We start from the raw sequence: 16,207 nt of genomic DNA on the forward strand, positions 1-16,207 counted from the left end.
TCTTTTCTTTATCCTTAAAAACACAAAGTTCGCAAAGCTGTTGTCGAGGTTTGGAATTTGGAATTTTTTAAATTGGAATTTTTCTTTAAAGAACCATTTTCTCAATTGGGCAAACTAAAATTCCTTCGGCGCCTGCTTCTTTTAGCTGATCGATTACATCCCAAAAAGTATCTTTATCAATTACAGAGTGTACGCTGCTCCAGCCTGGTTCTGCTAAAGGTAAAACGGTTAAACTTCTTAAAACTGGTAAAATTTTACCGATTGTTTCAATTTTATCGTTTGGTACGTTCATTAATATGTATTTCGAATTTCTGGCTCTTAAAACGGCCTGAATTCTAAATTTTAAAGTATCAATGTGTTTTTGAATTTCAGGAGAAACTTTTGGTGAAACGGCTAAAACGGCTTCACTTTTCAAGATCACTTCAACTTCTCTTAAATTGTTTTTGAATAAAGTGCTTCCGCTTGAAACAATATCGACAATTGCGTCGGCAAGACCTATATTTGGAGCAATTTCTACTGAACCTGAAATTTGGTGAATATCAACTTTTAATCCAAATGAATCAAAATATTCGTTGACTGTGTTTGGGTAAGAAGTGGCAATTCGTAAACCGGCTAAATCCTGAATCGAATTGTATTCGAAAGTTTTAGGAACGGCTACAGAAACTTTGCATTTTGAAAATCCTAGTTTTTGAACAACCTCGATGTTTTTTCCTTTTTCTGCAAGAAGATTATCGCCAACAATGGCAAGGTCAACTACTCCATCGATTAGATATTGAGGAATATCTGAATTTCTTAAATATAAAACTTCTAAAGGAAAATTTGAAGCTTCGGCTTTTAACTGATCGTTTCCATTATTGATCGAAATTCCGCAATCTCTTAGAATTTGAATGCTGTCTTCGTTTAAACGACCTGATTTTTGAATTGCAATTTTTAAAGTACTCATTTTTTAGTTTTTGTTAAATTAATAGTCTGAGTACAAAGAGTTGGAAATAAAAAAACCCGTTTGATGTACTCAAACGGGTTTTAAAATATGATGATTTACACACATACCATTAACACATCGCCTGAGAGCAATAATGAAAATGATGGTGATGTAATTGATTTGAAATCATGATTTGATTATTTTTTTATTCTTTGATTCGGTTGCAAATATAGTAGTTAATTTTAGAAAAAGGAACTTTTTAATTTAACTTAACGATAGTTTATTGTTAAAAAAATGAAAGCCGGCTGTTTTTTATACAAAAATTGAATTTACGATAACTATTTCTCATCTTCATCAAAATTTAAAATTACGGTGGTTCCTTCCCCAATTTTACTGGCAATTTTAAATTTAACATGCAGTAATTCTGAAATTCTTTTTACAATAGAAAGCCCTAAACCGGTTCCTTTAATTTCGGGATGATCTGACGATTTTGATCTGTAAAAAGGATTAAAAACAGTTTCCAGGTCCTCTTTATCGATTCCAATTCCGTTGTCTTTAATGGTGCAGATTGTTTTGTTATTTTCTTTTGAAAGCAAAATAGAAACTTTTCCTTCAGTGTTAGTATAATTGATGGCATTTGAAATAATATTCCTCAAAATTGTCAGTATTAAATAAGTGTCTGACTGAATATAATAATCACCTTCAGCATCAAATTTGATATGAAGTTTTTTGTTGTTTATTTTATCTGAATATAAAGTCAAAACATCCAAAATAAGTGCATTTAAATAGACTGATTCAGGGACAATATGTTGTTTTTCATTTTCAAAACGCGCTAACAAAAGAAGCTGGTCTACGAGCATATTTAAATGATCTACTTCTTCAATACAAAAATTAATTTTTTCTTCGTATTCCCAAGTTTCGCGGGGTTTGCGAATTAATACTTCGAGTGTTCCTTTTATAACTGTAAGTGGCGTTCTTAACTCATGCGACGCATCAGATGTAAATTGTTTTTCGCGTTCAATAGCCTCCTGAATTCGGTTTAATAAATCATTGATGGTTTTAGAAAGTGTGTACAATTCATCGCGTGTTTTTGGCAACGAAATTCTTGTTTTTAGGTTGTCTTTCGTAATGGTTTTAGATGTATTTGTAATAGCATTTATGGGTTTTATGCTTCGGCCTGCAAAAAATCGGGCGATTAAAAATAACAAAACTAAAATTGCAGGAAACGCCAGACACATAATGTCAAATAAATTATTCAATACTAATCGTGAGTTCGTTAAGGACATTCCGATAATCAAATAGCCTATTTTCTTTGATTTTATAGAAAGCGGAACCTGAATTTGTCGAATTGTGTTACTTCCTATTTTGGTGTCAAACAATTCGAAATTCTCTACACTGTCATGAAAAACAAGTGTTTGTGTTTTAAGGTTTGGCGATTTTTCAACAATTTTTTTATTCGTATCTAAAAACTGAACAAAAACAGGGTTTACGCTAACTGTATTATGTTCACGTTCTTCCCATTCTTCTTTATCTACCAAAATTACAACACCATTTACAATTTTAATTTCCTTAAAATGATTTTGAACTTCGACCTTGATATCCTCGTCAATTCGGCTGTATACAGTGTGCTTTACGATGGTATAAATAGCAAAGAAAACTACTAAAATCAGCAAACCAGTTGTAATAATATAGTTTACTGCTATTCTGTTTTTAAAAGAAAGTTGTGACATTTATCAGTCGTTAGCAATGTATCCCACACCGCGAATTGTTTTAATATAATCTTCTTCAATTTTTAAATTCAGTTTTTTTCTGATTGCATTCATAAAAACATCAATTACGCCAGTATCGTATTCAAAATTAATGTCCCAAACATCTCTTAAAATCTGATTTCGGGTACATACTTTACCTTTATTACGAATTAAATAGGCTAATAATTCGAACTCACGATGCGTAAACGAAACTTCTTCCCCATTTTTTAAAACAATATACTTCGACAAATCAATTTTAATAGATCCTAAAGTTAGAGTTTCGGATCCTTTTTGTTTTCTAAAATGAATTTTAATGCGTTCTGCCAATTCCTCAAAACTAAAAGGTTTTTTGATGTAATCATTAGCTCCGGCTTTTAAACCATCAATGGTTTCCTGAACTGTATCTTTTGCTGTCAGAAATATAATTGGAGTTAACTGATCTTTGATTCTAATGGCTTTACATAATTCTAAACCATTTATTTTAGGCAGCATCCAATCTAGTAAAATCAAATCAAACTGTTGATTTTGAGTTAATTCAAATCCTTTTGAACCATCATTGGCTGTGGTAACCTGATATCCTTCTTCCTGCAAACCCTGTTGCAAAAACTGAACGATTCCTAACTCATCTTCAACTATTAAAATATGCATTTCGACTATTTAATTAAAATTTTAGATTTCTCAATTACATTACAAGTACCAAAGATAAATAATTTGTGGTCAGAAAAATTTATGTTCAAAGTAATAAAAGCATGTTTTCTTAAGTAAAAATTAAGTTACCGTTAAGTAAGGTAAAGGTTTATCTTAATCTCCAATTAATCGTGCAGAATTAATTTTGTAAAAAAATAATTCCATGACATTTTACAAGAAATTTTCTCCTTTTTACAATCTTGGTATATTTTACTTTACTATCAGTTTTATATTAAGAGTTGTTTTGTTTTTTCATCCTATCACTCAAAGTTCTTTTACTTTTATGGAGAGTTTGAAAATCTTCCTTTTAGGGCTTCTATCCGACTTTTTTGTGTTTATAATTGCTACAGTATTTTTGTGGTTCTATTTAATTTTTATTTCCAATTCTAAATACAATAAACCTTCGGGTTATATTATTTTAGGAATTCTTATCGCTTTGTTTGCTTATGTGGCTTCAGGGAAAAGTATTCTGGACGAATATGGCGGAGCTTTACCAAGAATTGTTTTAATTTTTATCGGAATCAAATGCGTTTTATTTTCTCTTTTACTTTTTCTTCCAAAATTAAGAGACAAAATAAGATATTGGCTGTTTGCTTTTGTTGTGTTTTTGTACGTTTTATTGATTTTGCAAAATGGCTTAAGCGAGTATTTCTTTTGGAATGAATTTGGTGTAAAATATAATTTTATAGCGGTAAACTATCTGATTTATACGAATGAGGTAATTGGGAATATTATGCAGTCTTATCCCGTAATTCCCTTGTTTTCAGCTTTATTTCTGATAACTGGAATCGTAACTTATTTTATTCTGAAAAATGCTAAAAGTTATATTGATGCTATTCCGACTTTTAAAGAAAAACTAAAAATTTCGGCACTTTATTTAACCTTATTTATAGTTTCATTAGTTGCAATTCCTGCTTTGGCTAAAACCGAAAACTCTAAAAATGTTTTTGTTAATGAATTACAGTCAAACGGATTGTATAAGTTTTATTTGGCTTTTAAAAATAATAAATTAGACTATTTCAAATTTTATAAAACGCTTCCCAATAAAGAGGCTTTTGCGATTTTAAAACAGCAATTTCCTAATATTTCAGGTGAAAATACAATTCGTAAAATAGGGAGTGATTCAGCGGAAAACCATAAAAATGTAGTTTTGATTACGATTGAAAGTTATAGTGCCGAATTTATGAAAGCTTATGGAAACAAACAAAATATAACGCCTTTCTTAGATAATTTAGCTCAAAAAAGTTTACAATTTACAAATTTATATGCTGCCGGAAACCGCACCGTTCGCGGACTTGAAGCTGTTACTTTATGTTTGCCGCCAACTGCAGGAGAAAGTGTTTTAAAAAGAGAAGACAATAAAAACAAATTTTCAACGGGTGCCATTTTTAAACAAAAAGGATACAACGTAAAATTTATGTACGGTGGTGATGCATTTTTTGATAATATGCAGGACTTTTATTCCGGAAACGGTTACCAAATTATTGATAAATCGAGTTTTGCTCCCAGTGAAATTTCGTTTTCTAATGTTTGGGGCGTTTGTGATGAAGATATGTACTATAAAGCTATTAAGGTTATGAATGTTGAGGCCAAACAAAACCGACCTTTCTTTAATCATATTATGACGGTTAGTAATCACAGGCCTTTTACCTATCCAAACAATAAAATTGATATTCCCGGCGATATCAAATCCCGCGACGGCGGTGTAAAATATACTGATTATGCTTTGAGAAAATTCTTTGCAATGGCAAGCAGACAGCCGTGGTTTAAGAATACTGTTTTTGTAATTGTGGCCGATCATTGTGCGTCGAGTGCCGGAAAAACAGAATTACCAATGGATAAATACAGAATTCCTGCTTTTATTTATACTCCTGATGGAAAACCTGAAAAATTCAACAAACTGATGTCGCAAATTGATATTATGCCAACACTTTTTGGTTTGCTGCATTTTGATTATCACAGCAAATTTTTTGGCCAGGATGTTTTAAAATCCGATTATAAACCAAGAGCTTTTATCGCAACGTATCAGGATTTAGGATTCATAAAAGATAACGTACTGACCATTTTATCGCCAAAACAACAGGTAAGACAATTTAAACTAAAATTAGTTCCTACAGCTGGTATCGCTCCTGAATATCAAATTCACTATGATGAAAAGTGCATGAAAAAAGAAAGAACTGATTTGGTTAATGAAACTATTTCATTTTATCAAACGGCTTCGGTTATGTTGAAAGAAAAGAAATATCAAATGTAGAATTTTTGCAAAGTTGGTTACGAAATTCATCGTAATATTAAACCTGACAGGTTTTTGCTGAATTAAGTATTTGTGTCATTTCGACGGAGGAGAAATCACATCCAGTATTCGGCAACAGTGCGTGAGCAACTTTATGTGATTTCTCCTCCGTCGAAATGACACAACTATACCAAAAAAGGCTCAAATTCGATCGAATTTGAGCCTTTTTTTAACCTGAAACTTACAATCTGAAACTAAAAACTAGTCATTCTGATTTTTCATTCCGAATAAATCTCCATTTTGAAACAATTTCCAATCTTCTTTCAAAGCCTGGTTGTTTCTTTGCGTTACTTCTGGTGCATCTAAGTTACTTAAATCTGGTTTTCCTGCATTTACCCAGGCAGTATACCAATAACTTGAAGTTGCCGTAATGGCTTTCTTCATTTGATTTTCAACCATTCCATTTAACTCTTGATTTAGTTTTTTAGCATATTCATCAGAGAAAACAGCCGAATTGTATTTGTTTTTCAACACTTTTCCATCAGCATCTATTTTATAAACCTGATTTTCCGGAGTCGAAGTTCTTAGTTTCTTATCAATATCAAGTAACGGCTGCGCTAAACTGTGCGTATCATTAATCATATCCCAGATTGCTTTATGAACATTTTCATAATAATGTGCCTGCGGAACATTTAACTTGTAATTTTTAGCAAATAATTCAGGAAGTCTGCTTTCCCAAAGTGAGTGAATTCCTTTTTGATCACTCAATTGTCCGTCATGATTTGCAGAAGTATGCAACGGCATATGTGCATCACCTATGTAATGACCTAAATCTGCCGCAAGAAATAAAATTTCTGCTCTGTTTTTATCTTTAAAAGCTTTGGTTAATTTAACCATCATGTCTTCAATATACCAAGGTAAAATTCCATTGTCGTTCAAGAATTTAGCATCGTATTTTTTCTTTGCTTCTTCCATAGTTTGTGGCAAGCTGTCAGCAGAGCCAAAATTTTCCATGTCAAAATAATGTCTCGGATTTTCCTCTTTATAATTCAAAGCATATTTACGAATATCCGGTACAGAGGCTTCTTGTGTGATAAAATCAATATGATTGTAAAAGAAAACCTGAAGCGGATGAGGCAAAGCCATTACTGCAGCTTTATTAATACGTTCGTGGCCAACGATTCCCCAGGATAATGTCAAAAAACCAATTGCTAATGCGAATAATGCGATTAATCTTGGTTTCATTTTAAAGTTTTTCATTTGTTTTTGTTTGAAGGTGCAAATTTATTTTATTTAAGCATAATTCAAAGGAATAGTGATTAATATTGTGATAATTTAATTATTGTTATTTTTAAAACCATATAAGAGACATTAGTTCCTATTAAAAGTTTCTTTGTAAATTCGTTTCATTTTATTTTAAATCTTATATATGCGCCTAATTCTACCGAGTATTTTTTTCTTCCTTTTTATTTCTATTTGTTCAGCACAAGATGATGACATTGTGCAACTTAAAAACGTTAGCGATACTATTATAAATACCAAAAGAACATTGTCGATTGCAGGAGAATTAGATCCGGTAAAAACAATGCAAAAGTTATTTCCGGGCAAATTATATAACATGTCAGATCATAATACTTTTATGAGCTGGAAATGCAAAAGCTGTAAACCTGTTGCTTATATTGACGCAAATGGTGAAGAAGGAGATCAATTATTTCCTTACACCGAAGGCGTTGCCACAAGATTACTCACTACAATTGATTACGCTGATTCTAAAGGAAATCAATTTAAGTTTCTGTTTTTTAATCATTCCGTTTACGATGCAGACGGATTGCAAACGAGCAGATTTACCGGAGGTCTTTTAGGCGTTTCCAAATTTGCAAAAAATGATAATACTTGGGAAATGAAATCTTTTCAGCCAGCTGTTCAGGCTTTCGGTTCTTTTGCTCAATCTCCCACGCCAAAACTGGTGCAAATTGGTGAAGATCAATATGCTTTAACTTTAGTGCATGCCAATGGCGGCGGAGGCGCTCCTTATTCCGGTTATCTTTATCTTCTTGTTGGTTTTGATGGAAAATACCAACCTTTGATGGAAGTGAGTTATTATAGTCTTTTTAATAGTCCCAGCTCAGATTGGTCAAGTTCTTATACTGTTGTTAATGACAATAATAAAAAGTTCTTTCGCGATTTTGTCATAACAACTACTGGCTCATATAAAAAAGCAAAAGGTACCGAAGACGATTATGAAGTCGATTTGCCAAGCGAAATTGCAGGAATGGCTAAAACTAAAAAGCAATTTAATTTTGTAATTGAAAGACGGTTTTCATTTAAAGGAAAACGTTACAATGTTGTTGGTAAACCAGTTGTGAAATTTTCAAATATAAAATAAATCTTAGCTTAAGTAAATAATCGAAATTAAACTCAAACCTGCAATAAATATCCAAAGAAAAATACCTTGTAATAAAGGCTTCACTCCTACTGATTTTAAAGTATTTATATTCAATGTTGCCCCAATTAAAAACAACGTTATTGTTAAACCAATTTTAGCAATGCTAACAATTGACGGAGCAATAATAGCCGTTGCAGGTAAATAAGTATTGAAAAGCATTGCCAAAATAAACAGACCTATAAAATATGGAATTTTTATTTTTGTTCCCGTACTTCCTTGTTGCTTTTTGAAAATTGCTGCCGTTAAAAGTGAGATCGGAATAATCCATAAAGCTCTGGCTAGTTTTACGGTTGTTGCAATTTGCAAAGCCTCGGCTCCGTATTTATTTGCTGCACCAACTACAGAACTTGTATCGTGAATGGCAATGGCGCACCATAAACCAAATTCTTTTTGAGACAAATCAAGTTGATGACCAATAAACGGAAATCCAAATAATGCAATGGAATTCAATATAAAAATAATACCCAAAGCAATCGAAGTTTGGTTTTCATTTGATTTTATTACCGGAGAAATGGCTGCAATGGCACTTCCTCCACAAATGGCGGTTCCGCATGAAATTAAATGTGATGTTTTTTTATCGGTTTTGAGCCATTTTCCTAAAAGCGTTCCGAAAATTAAAGTGCTGAAAATAGATGCTATAGTTAATAAAAAACCTTCTTTTCCTGCTGAAATTGCTGATGTGGCGTTCATTCCGAAACCTAAGCCTACTACCGAAAACTGCAGTAAAAAAGTAATGGCTTTGCTATTGAATGTCACAAACGGATTTCCGAAAACATTCACAAGCACAACTCCTAATAATAAAGCAATTGGTGGAGAAATAATCGAAAACAAACACAAAACAATAACCAAAACAAAAATGGCTTGTTGCAAGTAAAGATTAACTTCTACTAAATGTGCTGCTGAATGTTGTTGCGTTTTCAAAATAAGGTACTTGATATTTTACCTTACAAAGGTCTGCCCTTTATATTGAAATCGCCAATCGTAATTTACAATCGACTATAACTTCAGGTTATAGTAAGCTGAAATATTTTGGATAAACAACTCAGATAATGGATCTGATTTTCCGAGTAATGTTATAATATAGAAATATCTTTCTATGGATAAATTTTCTACATCTAAAACAATCAATTCGTTATTTTTAAGTTCTTTATCGACTGCGTGTATTGACATGAAAGCATAACAATCTGAATTTAATAAATACGATTTTATGCTTTCTGTACTTCCTAACTGCATTTCGATTTGCAAATCTGAAAATTTTACACCAACTTGTTTTAAAGCATATTCTATAACTTCAAGTGTTCCTGAACCTCGTTCTCTTGTTATAAACTGAAGCGATTTTAAATCGTCAAGCGAAATTTCATTCTGTTTTGCTAAAGGATTCTTACTGCTGCAAACCAAAACCAATTCATCTTTTAAAAACTGTAGGTATTTAATGGATTGATTTTTAGATTGTCCTTCTACAATTCCAATTTCAATTTCTTTATTGATTAAAGCGTTTTCAATTTGTTCTGTATTTCCATTCAGCAAATTGACTTTTATCTCTTTTTGCTTTTGATGAAAACGCGCCAAGACCGGTGAAATAATATATTGTGAAATTGTTGTACTTGTTCCTAACCTCAATAAACCCTGACGTTCGCTGATAAAAGAACTCATATCAAAATCGATTTCACGGTAAATTTCGAAGATATTTTTGGTGTGTTTAAGCAGAATTTCTCCGGCTGGAGTTAAGACAATTTTAGAACCGTTTCGTTCGAAAAGTTTTGTTTTATAGGTTTCTTCAAGTTCCTGAATATGTTTAGAAACCGCTGGCTGTGTAATGTACAATTCTGTTGCCGCTTTAGTAAAGTTAAGGCGGAGCGCAACGGTGTAAAATACTTTTAGCCTGAAATCCATGTGTTGTTTTTTAAATTCTATCTTTTGTGAAACTTTGAGAAATTTTTTGTGAATCTCTGCGGAAAATTATAACACAAAGCTACCCAAAGTAAATATTAGACCTAACTTACAACAATCCATTATATTTTCTAACAAACCACTCCGTCGTCAATAAAGCAGCAATTAAAATCAATAACCAAACCCAATCAATTAATGGCGTTTTTGTTGAGATGTTTTTTTCTATTGATTTGTATTCTTTATTTTCTAAAAGTTGTTGAATTAATTCATCAGCCTGATTTTCAAAAAATGCTTTTCCGTTGGTTTGTAAGGCTAATTGTTTTAGTTTTAAAACATCAGGATTTACAAATTGTTTTTCGATATCGAAATCCAAAATTTCAAAATGACTTGAATAGGATGTATTTGAATTTAATTCTTTTACTGAAAAATTATATTTTCCAGCAGTTAATCCGTCTAAATTTACGGAGAAAGAATTGTTTCCTTTTAATAAATCGTAGTTTTTACTTTGTTTAGTTGCAGCGTTAGTAACGGTTATTGTTAATCTGGCTTTTTCGTCAAACTCATAATTTTTATTGAAATATTGTGCGTTGATGACAATTGCTTCTCCTGAATTATAAAAACTTTCGTGCGTTACAACCAATGATTTTTTTGATGTCGCTGTTGCTAAATATTGAATTATTTTATCTACAAAAACATCATATTTATCAAATGACTGATTATCGATGTGGCTTTGTAAACGCCATTTCCAGCTATTTTCTCCTAAAAGGTAAGCGGTACGCTTGCCTTGATTTTCGGCGAAAGCCAATAACGGCGCATTTGTAGAAACGTTTCTTATTTTTGATGAAAGTAAAACAGAGACATTTCCGTTTGTTGTAATAGTTCCGAACAAATTTTGCAACGGAGGAAAATTTTCAAAACCAATATTATCGATGGCAAACAAATTAAACTGAGGTTGAAATTCAGTTAAATAATCTTCTATTTGATTGCTCATATTAAATACCAAATTTTTCTGTTGTTGGTTCAGAAAATTAAAATCGGTACTGTTTCCTGTAATTATAAAAGTGTTTGTTGCGGCAAGTTTGTTATTGTCAAAAATAGCTTTGAAAGCTGAATTTGGCTGATATAAAACTAAAACGGAAGCGTCTTGCAATAAATTCAATTCATTTGGTTTAGCCAAAATTACTTTACGTTGCGCATTAACTTCTATTGAGCGTTTTAGAGCCGCAATATCAGGATGATTTATAACCGAAACTATTGCAATTGTAGATTTTTGATCTATAATTTCAACCGCAAAATTCTTAATATTATTATAGCTGTTTTTCTCTTTTAAGTTGGATGAAATACTGGCTTTAAAAATTTGTAAACCCACTTTATCAGCTGGCAAAAGAAGATTTAAAGTTGCTGTTTTTTTAGATGGCGAAAATGAAACGCTTTCTTTGGCAACAACAGTATTTCCTTGCGAAATTGTAAAATTAGCGGTGGTGTTTTTATCTCCGGCATATTGCAGAAAAACTTCAACGGGGAATTTATTTTTATGAAAAGCGTATTTATTTACGTTGAGCTGATTGATCTTTAGATCAAAAAAAGTAGTTGTATCTCCCACAACCAAAGGATAAACTTTATTAACAGGATCAAAACGATATACATAATCGTTTCCTGTAGTTTGATTTCCGTCGGTAATTATAACGGTTGGGAAAATCAGATTTTTGTTGATGCTTTTTAAATTCTTCGCAACTTCATCTAAATTGGTTTGTTTTCCTTTAAAATCAAATTGTTCAGAAGGTTTAAAATCGGCATCAAATTGATAAGACTGAATTTCAAATTTTTCTTTTAATGCAGGATTTGAAATCAGTTTTTGATATAATTCGGTAACTTTTTTATCTGATTTTAGTGCTGTAATCGAGCTTGAATTGTCAACCGCAATTGCCAAAGGTGTTTTGGTGACTTCAAGTGCGTTTTTAGTCATTATAGGATTAATCAATAAAAGCAATAATCCGAATATGGCTAAAAAACGTAAAAAAGCCAAAAACGAAATCACATTGGATTTGTTTTTGGCTTTGAAAAAATATTGAAAAAACGACAAACCACCCGCTATTACTAATGAAAGTAATAATAATAAAATCGTGTTTGTAGTCATATATATTTTTAGTTTATAGTTTTGAGTTTATAGTTTTGAGTTTATAGTTTTTGGCTGCAGAACAATAAACAACAAACCATTAACAATTAACAATATTAGGTTAGCATTCCTCCGCAAACATTAAGTACTTGTCCTGTAATGTAAGCACTCATGTCTGAAGCTAAGAAAAGACATGCATTGGCTACATCTTCTGTAGTTCCTCCACGTTTTAACGGAATTCCTTCTCTCCAGCCGTTTACTACATCTTCAGATAATTTTGCAGTCATTTCTGTTTCAATAAATCCCGGAGCGATTGCGTTGCAACGAATATTACGTGAACCTAATTCTAATGCTACTGATTTTGTAAAACCAATTGCACCCGCTTTTGAGGCTGCATAATTAGTTTGACCAGCATTTCCTGAAACTCCTACTACAGAACTAATATTAATAATAGAACCAGCACGTTGCTTAAGAAAAGTTTTTTGAATTGCTTTTGTCATATTAAAAACTGATTTCAGGTTAACATCAATAACCTGGTCAAAATCAGCTTCAGACATACGCATTAATAAGTTATCTTTTGTAATTCCGGCGTTGTTGATCAAAATATCAACAGTTCCAAAATCAGCTAAAACTGCTTCTACAAAAGTTTGTGCTTCATTAAAATCGGCTGCATTCGATTGGTATCCTTTTGCTTTAACTCCTAAACTATTCAATTCTGCTTCCAGAGCCTGAGCTGACTCTACAGATGAACTGTATGTAAATGCAACATTTGCACCGTGTTTAGCGAAAACTTCAGCAATTCCTTTCCCAATTCCACGACTAGCGCCTGTAATAATGGCAACTTTTCCTTCTAGTAATTTCATATTTAAAATTAATTTTATTTTTATTTTAGTTATTCCTCTTTCCTGCGATTAAATAATTACAGAAATTGGTTCATTCGGGGGGCTTTGAATGATAGGTCAAATATATGATAATTCCCTTTTTAAAAAAAATAAGAACTGCAATAAGCTTTGAAAATCCTTTTGAATATAAGAATCAATATTTTATCCTCTTAAAAAAAAACATAAAAAAACCAGTAGTTACTTTCTACTGGTACTTCTTTTAAGCTATTATTTACTTAATTATAAAGGAGCGGGTCCGGGTGAATCTTGCGGAAGCATAAAACATGGGCCTGTATAAGGAAATGGTGTCCATGGTATTGTGCAAACTGTTTGATAAGGATCACCTCCAATTGTGCTTTTTTGTTCATCGATACTTAATACTTCAACTCCTTTAAAATTTAAAATTGTTTTTAACATAATAGTAAGGTTGTTTGTTTTTGTACTCTCAATCACTTTTATCTGTTGAGTTTCAGACAGAAAATTAAATGTAACCATTTAGTTTTCAGAATAAATATAAGAAAAATAATCGTTTTAAAACGAAATGTAAGTTTTTATTTTTTATAAATAAAAATAAGAAAGCAGTTCAAAACTGAACTGCTTTTTCTTCAAAATAAATAAAAATAAAACTATTAAATATAATTTTGCTTCGTTAGAAAAAAGAAAACGATTAGCACAACTGCCATAATGAGTATTCTATAAATGGATGCCTGAACTATTTTTGTACCGTTGCTTTTATCTTCTTTCCTTTGTTTTATCATATTTAAAATCATTATTGGAATGAAGATTATTATTGAGAGATACAGATAATATCTTACGTATTCTCTAAAAAATGCTGATATAACTACAAGTAACAACCCCCACAAAAGAAGAAGAACATTTATTTCTTTACTATTTTTCATCATTGTTTCTTTAAATTTAAAATCATTTAATGCGATGCATAATATTCATTAATATTTTTTGCTTGTATTTAAAAAAGCAGCCCAAAACTGAGCTGCTTTTTTTCAAAATAAAAATTAAAACTAAACTATTACTGGAATGAATACGCAACCATTCTAAAAGGAGTTGTTGTACTTGTAAATGTATAAGCTGTATAACCAGAAACTGGAGTTTTAGCAAAATAGAGTCCTTGAGGATTCATAAACTCGTCATCTAACGCTTTTAAGAAAGACGGCGTTGCTATTGCTGGAGCAGCTGCAGTTGCAGTAGATTTCCAAACACCTGGAACTAAAGTAACTGTTTTATTAACAGCATCAGTAGTTATAGTAAAATAATGATATCTTCTGGCAATTGTTACGGCTGGGTTTGTTACAGCTGCAAATCTATATTCGATATAACTTGTTCCATCAGGATTATTAAACCATGGTTGTATTCTACTGATCATTAATCCTGCACCAGCGGCCGCCTCAGCATTTGCTAATAAAGATAGAAATAGAGCAGAATTAGCTGGTTCTGGTTTAGTTATATTATATATATAAGCATAAACATTATTGCCACTTTGTGGCAACAATAATTTATAATCATCTGTAAGGATTAACGGTTTGTTACTATATTTAATTACAGCACTAACTCCGTTTGTTCCTGTTGCCGTAAAACTTCCATCTGCATCATTATAAACGAAATCTGTTAATTTTTGACCACCAACTTCAATTGCCGGATTCACTACAATTCCGGTTGGTGTATAACCAACACCAAAATTAAAACTTACAGAATAACCTGCTTCTATAGAATTTGCATTTGCATAACGTGTAACATCAGAAAATGAAAAATCAAACTGATGTTTTGTTGTTCCGTCATTTGTTTCTAATAGTCTAAACAAAGGTCTTGCATTAGATCCTATTACATTAGAAATCATGTCAAAATTCTTAGGTAAATTATCTCGCTCTTCTTTTGTTGCTTTTACAAAACGTATTTCTTGTCCGTTTCTATTGGCTTTAAAAATAATTTGACCATTTTCCTGTCCATAATACAGAAATTGGAAATCTCCTAAATATCCTTTTGCTCGCAATGCCTCGATTGGATAATTATCTGACTCAGACAAAAGATGTATCCAGTTTCTTGTTGTAAATGTTAAACTTACGGTGCTTCCTAACTGTATCTGATATTCACTTTTTTGAGTTACATCTGTATCTAAATCATCATCAAAATCAGAAGACATTTCAACTGTACCATCAGCCGCAAACTTGAAAAAATGAGTATAGCCACCCAAAATAGTATTGTCTGTAAAATAGATTGCTTTCCATCCTTCCGGAGAAGAAAGTAATGCTTCTTTTAATTCTGCCATTTGCGCATTTAAACGCTCAGTTGGCGTTTTATCAAACTTTGGATCTGCGTCTGTGTTGTTATCGCAGGAGCTTAGTTGCAATGCTAAAAACGCTGCAAATAAGTACTTATATATGTTTTTTATTTTCATGATACTTGTTTTATTTGTTTATTACAGCTGTAGTATTTTTTTCTGCCTCATCTCTTAAAGCATAAAAATCCATATTAAAAGCTTCTTTGAAATATTTTACTACAATTGCTTCTTTTGCTTTTAAAGCCTGGTAAGCAAAAGGGCTTTCTATACCATCTAAAAATGCTGCATATTCGTCTTTAGAATAGATCAATATCATTGAAGCCGTTTCTGCAAAGTCTTCATTAATATTTGATCTTGCATAACTGGTAATAAATCCAAGTTCATTTGATTCTGGTATCTCATAATTATACCAGTCTGCTGTATATCCACTTGGAGTCAGCGTTTTCCATGTTTTTTCATCAAATGGTTTATTCTGATTTAATATGTGTATGTACTCGTGCTGAATTGTGTGAATAAACTCAGACACATTTGCACGATCTGTTTGATCTATGTAATCTGTTTCAAACAAAGTAACACGCTGTCCACCTTCGGCTAAACCCAGGGTTCTCGTTCCTACACTGTTTAAATTTACTCCGCCAACTAAAACAATTTCCCTTGGAGCAATTTTCTTAACGAAATCTGCACCGCCAATTGCTGAATAACTTTTAAGCCAGATGGTTTGAACAATTTCTAATGCAGGCTGTACTTTTTCGATTGTAGGAGGAAATAAGTAACGACTGTTATCAACTGTATTTTGATTCCATTTGTATTGCACATTTATATTATATGGATTTAAATATGTAGTTGTGATCCAGTTATCTAAACTGGTTTTTACTGGCTGCGTGTAGTCTAATTGACTTTCTCCCGGCTGTTCATCGCCAGCACATGAAATTAGAACTATCGAAACTAGTGCTAAAAATGCCACTTTATTATATTTTAATAATTTCATAAT

General features: G+C 31.8%; 13 protein-coding genes. 2 read left to right on the forward strand and 11 right to left on the reverse strand.

Translation table 11 applies throughout. The features are described from left to right. Window positions 1-85 precede the first annotated feature (85 nt). From hisG to EV143_RS04630, 3 genes are all read right to left on the reverse strand, one after another. Window positions 86-943, reverse strand: a complete 858-nt coding sequence (gene hisG, locus EV143_RS04620; protein ID WP_133506804.1) for an ATP phosphoribosyltransferase — start codon at window positions 941-943, stop codon at window positions 86-88. A gap of 317 nt (window positions 944-1,260) precedes the next feature. Next, complete coding sequence (locus EV143_RS04625; protein ID WP_133506805.1) at window positions 1,261-2,652, reverse strand: HAMP domain-containing sensor histidine kinase; 1,392 nt, start codon at window positions 2,650-2,652, stop codon at window positions 1,261-1,263. Between the two features lie 3 nt (window positions 2,653-2,655). Next, the gene (locus EV143_RS04630; protein ID WP_133506806.1) at window positions 2,656-3,318 is read right to left on the reverse strand and encodes a response regulator transcription factor; all 663 of its coding nucleotides are present in this window, start codon (window positions 3,316-3,318) and stop codon (window positions 2,656-2,658) included. 202 nt (window positions 3,319-3,520) lie between these two features. Here EV143_RS04630 and EV143_RS04635 point away from each other — a divergent pair, with 202 nt between their 5' ends. Beyond that, complete coding sequence (locus EV143_RS04635; protein ID WP_133506807.1) at window positions 3,521-5,611, forward strand: LTA synthase family protein; 2,091 nt, start codon at window positions 3,521-3,523, stop codon at window positions 5,609-5,611. 240 nt (window positions 5,612-5,851) lie between these two features. Here EV143_RS04635 and EV143_RS04640 read toward each other — a convergent pair whose 3' ends face one another. Then, window positions 5,852-6,850, reverse strand: coding sequence for a zinc dependent phospholipase C family protein (locus tag EV143_RS04640; RefSeq protein ID WP_133506808.1), 999 nt, complete (start codon window positions 6,848-6,850; stop codon window positions 5,852-5,854). A gap of 169 nt (window positions 6,851-7,019) precedes the next feature. On the opposite strand from EV143_RS04640, the gene EV143_RS04645 reads away from it, so the two are divergent. After that, entirely contained in the window at window positions 7,020-7,976 is a 957-nt protein-coding gene (locus tag EV143_RS04645) for a hypothetical protein (protein ID WP_133506809.1), read from the forward strand. 3 nt (window positions 7,977-7,979) lie between these two features. Here EV143_RS04645 and EV143_RS04650 read toward each other — a convergent pair whose 3' ends face one another. The 7 genes from EV143_RS04650 to EV143_RS04675 form a co-directional block, all read right to left on the reverse strand. Further along, the gene (locus tag EV143_RS04650; protein ID WP_133506810.1) at window positions 7,980-8,957 is read right to left on the reverse strand and encodes a YeiH family protein; all 978 of its coding nucleotides are present in this window, start codon (window positions 8,955-8,957) and stop codon (window positions 7,980-7,982) included. A gap of 75 nt (window positions 8,958-9,032) precedes the next feature. Continuing rightward, window positions 9,033-9,929, reverse strand: a complete 897-nt coding sequence (locus tag EV143_RS04655) for a LysR family transcriptional regulator (RefSeq protein ID WP_133506811.1) — start codon at window positions 9,927-9,929, stop codon at window positions 9,033-9,035. A gap of 106 nt (window positions 9,930-10,035) precedes the next feature. Further along, window positions 10,036-12,063: a hypothetical protein gene (locus tag EV143_RS04660; RefSeq protein ID WP_133506812.1), complete on the reverse strand. Its 2,028-nt coding sequence runs from the start codon at window positions 12,061-12,063 to the stop codon at window positions 10,036-10,038. A gap of 95 nt (window positions 12,064-12,158) precedes the next feature. Then, the gene (gene fabG, locus EV143_RS04665) at window positions 12,159-12,905 is read right to left on the reverse strand and encodes a 3-oxoacyl-[acyl-carrier-protein] reductase (protein WP_133506813.1); all 747 of its coding nucleotides are present in this window, start codon (window positions 12,903-12,905) and stop codon (window positions 12,159-12,161) included. 258 nt (window positions 12,906-13,163) lie between these two features. Beyond that, window positions 13,164-13,340 (reverse strand): hypothetical protein, encoded by a 177-nt coding sequence (locus tag EV143_RS21435; protein ID WP_166638117.1) that lies wholly within the window; start codon window positions 13,338-13,340, stop codon window positions 13,164-13,166. 610 nt (window positions 13,341-13,950) lie between these two features. After that, window positions 13,951-15,333 (reverse strand): DUF4302 domain-containing protein, encoded by a 1,383-nt coding sequence (locus EV143_RS04670; protein ID WP_133506814.1) that lies wholly within the window; start codon window positions 15,331-15,333, stop codon window positions 13,951-13,953. A 10-nt stretch (window positions 15,334-15,343) separates the two neighbouring features. Next, window positions 15,344-16,204: a substrate import-associated zinc metallohydrolase lipoprotein gene (locus tag EV143_RS04675; protein WP_133506815.1), complete on the reverse strand. Its 861-nt coding sequence runs from the start codon at window positions 16,202-16,204 to the stop codon at window positions 15,344-15,346. Window positions 16,205-16,207: the final 3 nt, after the last annotated feature.

The sequence above is a fragment of the Flavobacterium chryseum genome (assembly GCF_004362015.1).
GTDB lineage: Bacteria > Bacteroidota > Bacteroidia > Flavobacteriales > Flavobacteriaceae > Flavobacterium.

Excerpts from the sequence above, each read along its gene's own strand:
- hisG (WP_133506804.1), bottom strand. The coding sequence starts at position 943 with ATGAGTACTTTAAAAATTGCAATTCAAAAATCAGGTCGTTTAAACGAA.
- EV143_RS04625 (WP_133506805.1), bottom strand. The coding sequence starts at position 2,652 with ATGTCACAACTTTCTTTTAAAAACAGAATAGCAGTAAACTATATTATT.
- EV143_RS04630 (WP_133506806.1), bottom strand. The coding sequence starts at position 3,318 with ATGCATATTTTAATAGTTGAAGATGAGTTAGGAATCGTTCAGTTTTTG.
- EV143_RS04635 (WP_133506807.1), top strand. The coding sequence starts at position 3,521 with ATGACATTTTACAAGAAATTTTCTCCTTTTTACAATCTTGGTATATTT.
- EV143_RS04640 (WP_133506808.1), bottom strand. The coding sequence starts at position 6,850 with ATGAAAAACTTTAAAATGAAACCAAGATTAATCGCATTATTCGCATTA.
- EV143_RS04645 (WP_133506809.1), top strand. The coding sequence starts at position 7,020 with ATGCGCCTAATTCTACCGAGTATTTTTTTCTTCCTTTTTATTTCTATT.
- EV143_RS04655 (WP_133506811.1), bottom strand. The coding sequence starts at position 9,929 with ATGGATTTCAGGCTAAAAGTATTTTACACCGTTGCGCTCCGCCTTAAC.
- EV143_RS04660 (WP_133506812.1), bottom strand. The coding sequence starts at position 12,063 with ATGACTACAAACACGATTTTATTATTATTACTTTCATTAGTAATAGCG.
- fabG (WP_133506813.1), bottom strand. The coding sequence starts at position 12,905 with ATGAAATTACTAGAAGGAAAAGTTGCCATTATTACAGGCGCTAGTCGT.
- EV143_RS21435 (WP_166638117.1), bottom strand. The coding sequence starts at position 13,340 with ATGTTAAAAACAATTTTAAATTTTAAAGGAGTTGAAGTATTAAGTATC.
- EV143_RS04670 (WP_133506814.1), bottom strand. The coding sequence starts at position 15,333 with ATGAAAATAAAAAACATATATAAGTACTTATTTGCAGCGTTTTTAGCA.
- EV143_RS04675 (WP_133506815.1), bottom strand. The coding sequence starts at position 16,204 with ATGAAATTATTAAAATATAATAAAGTGGCATTTTTAGCACTAGTTTCG.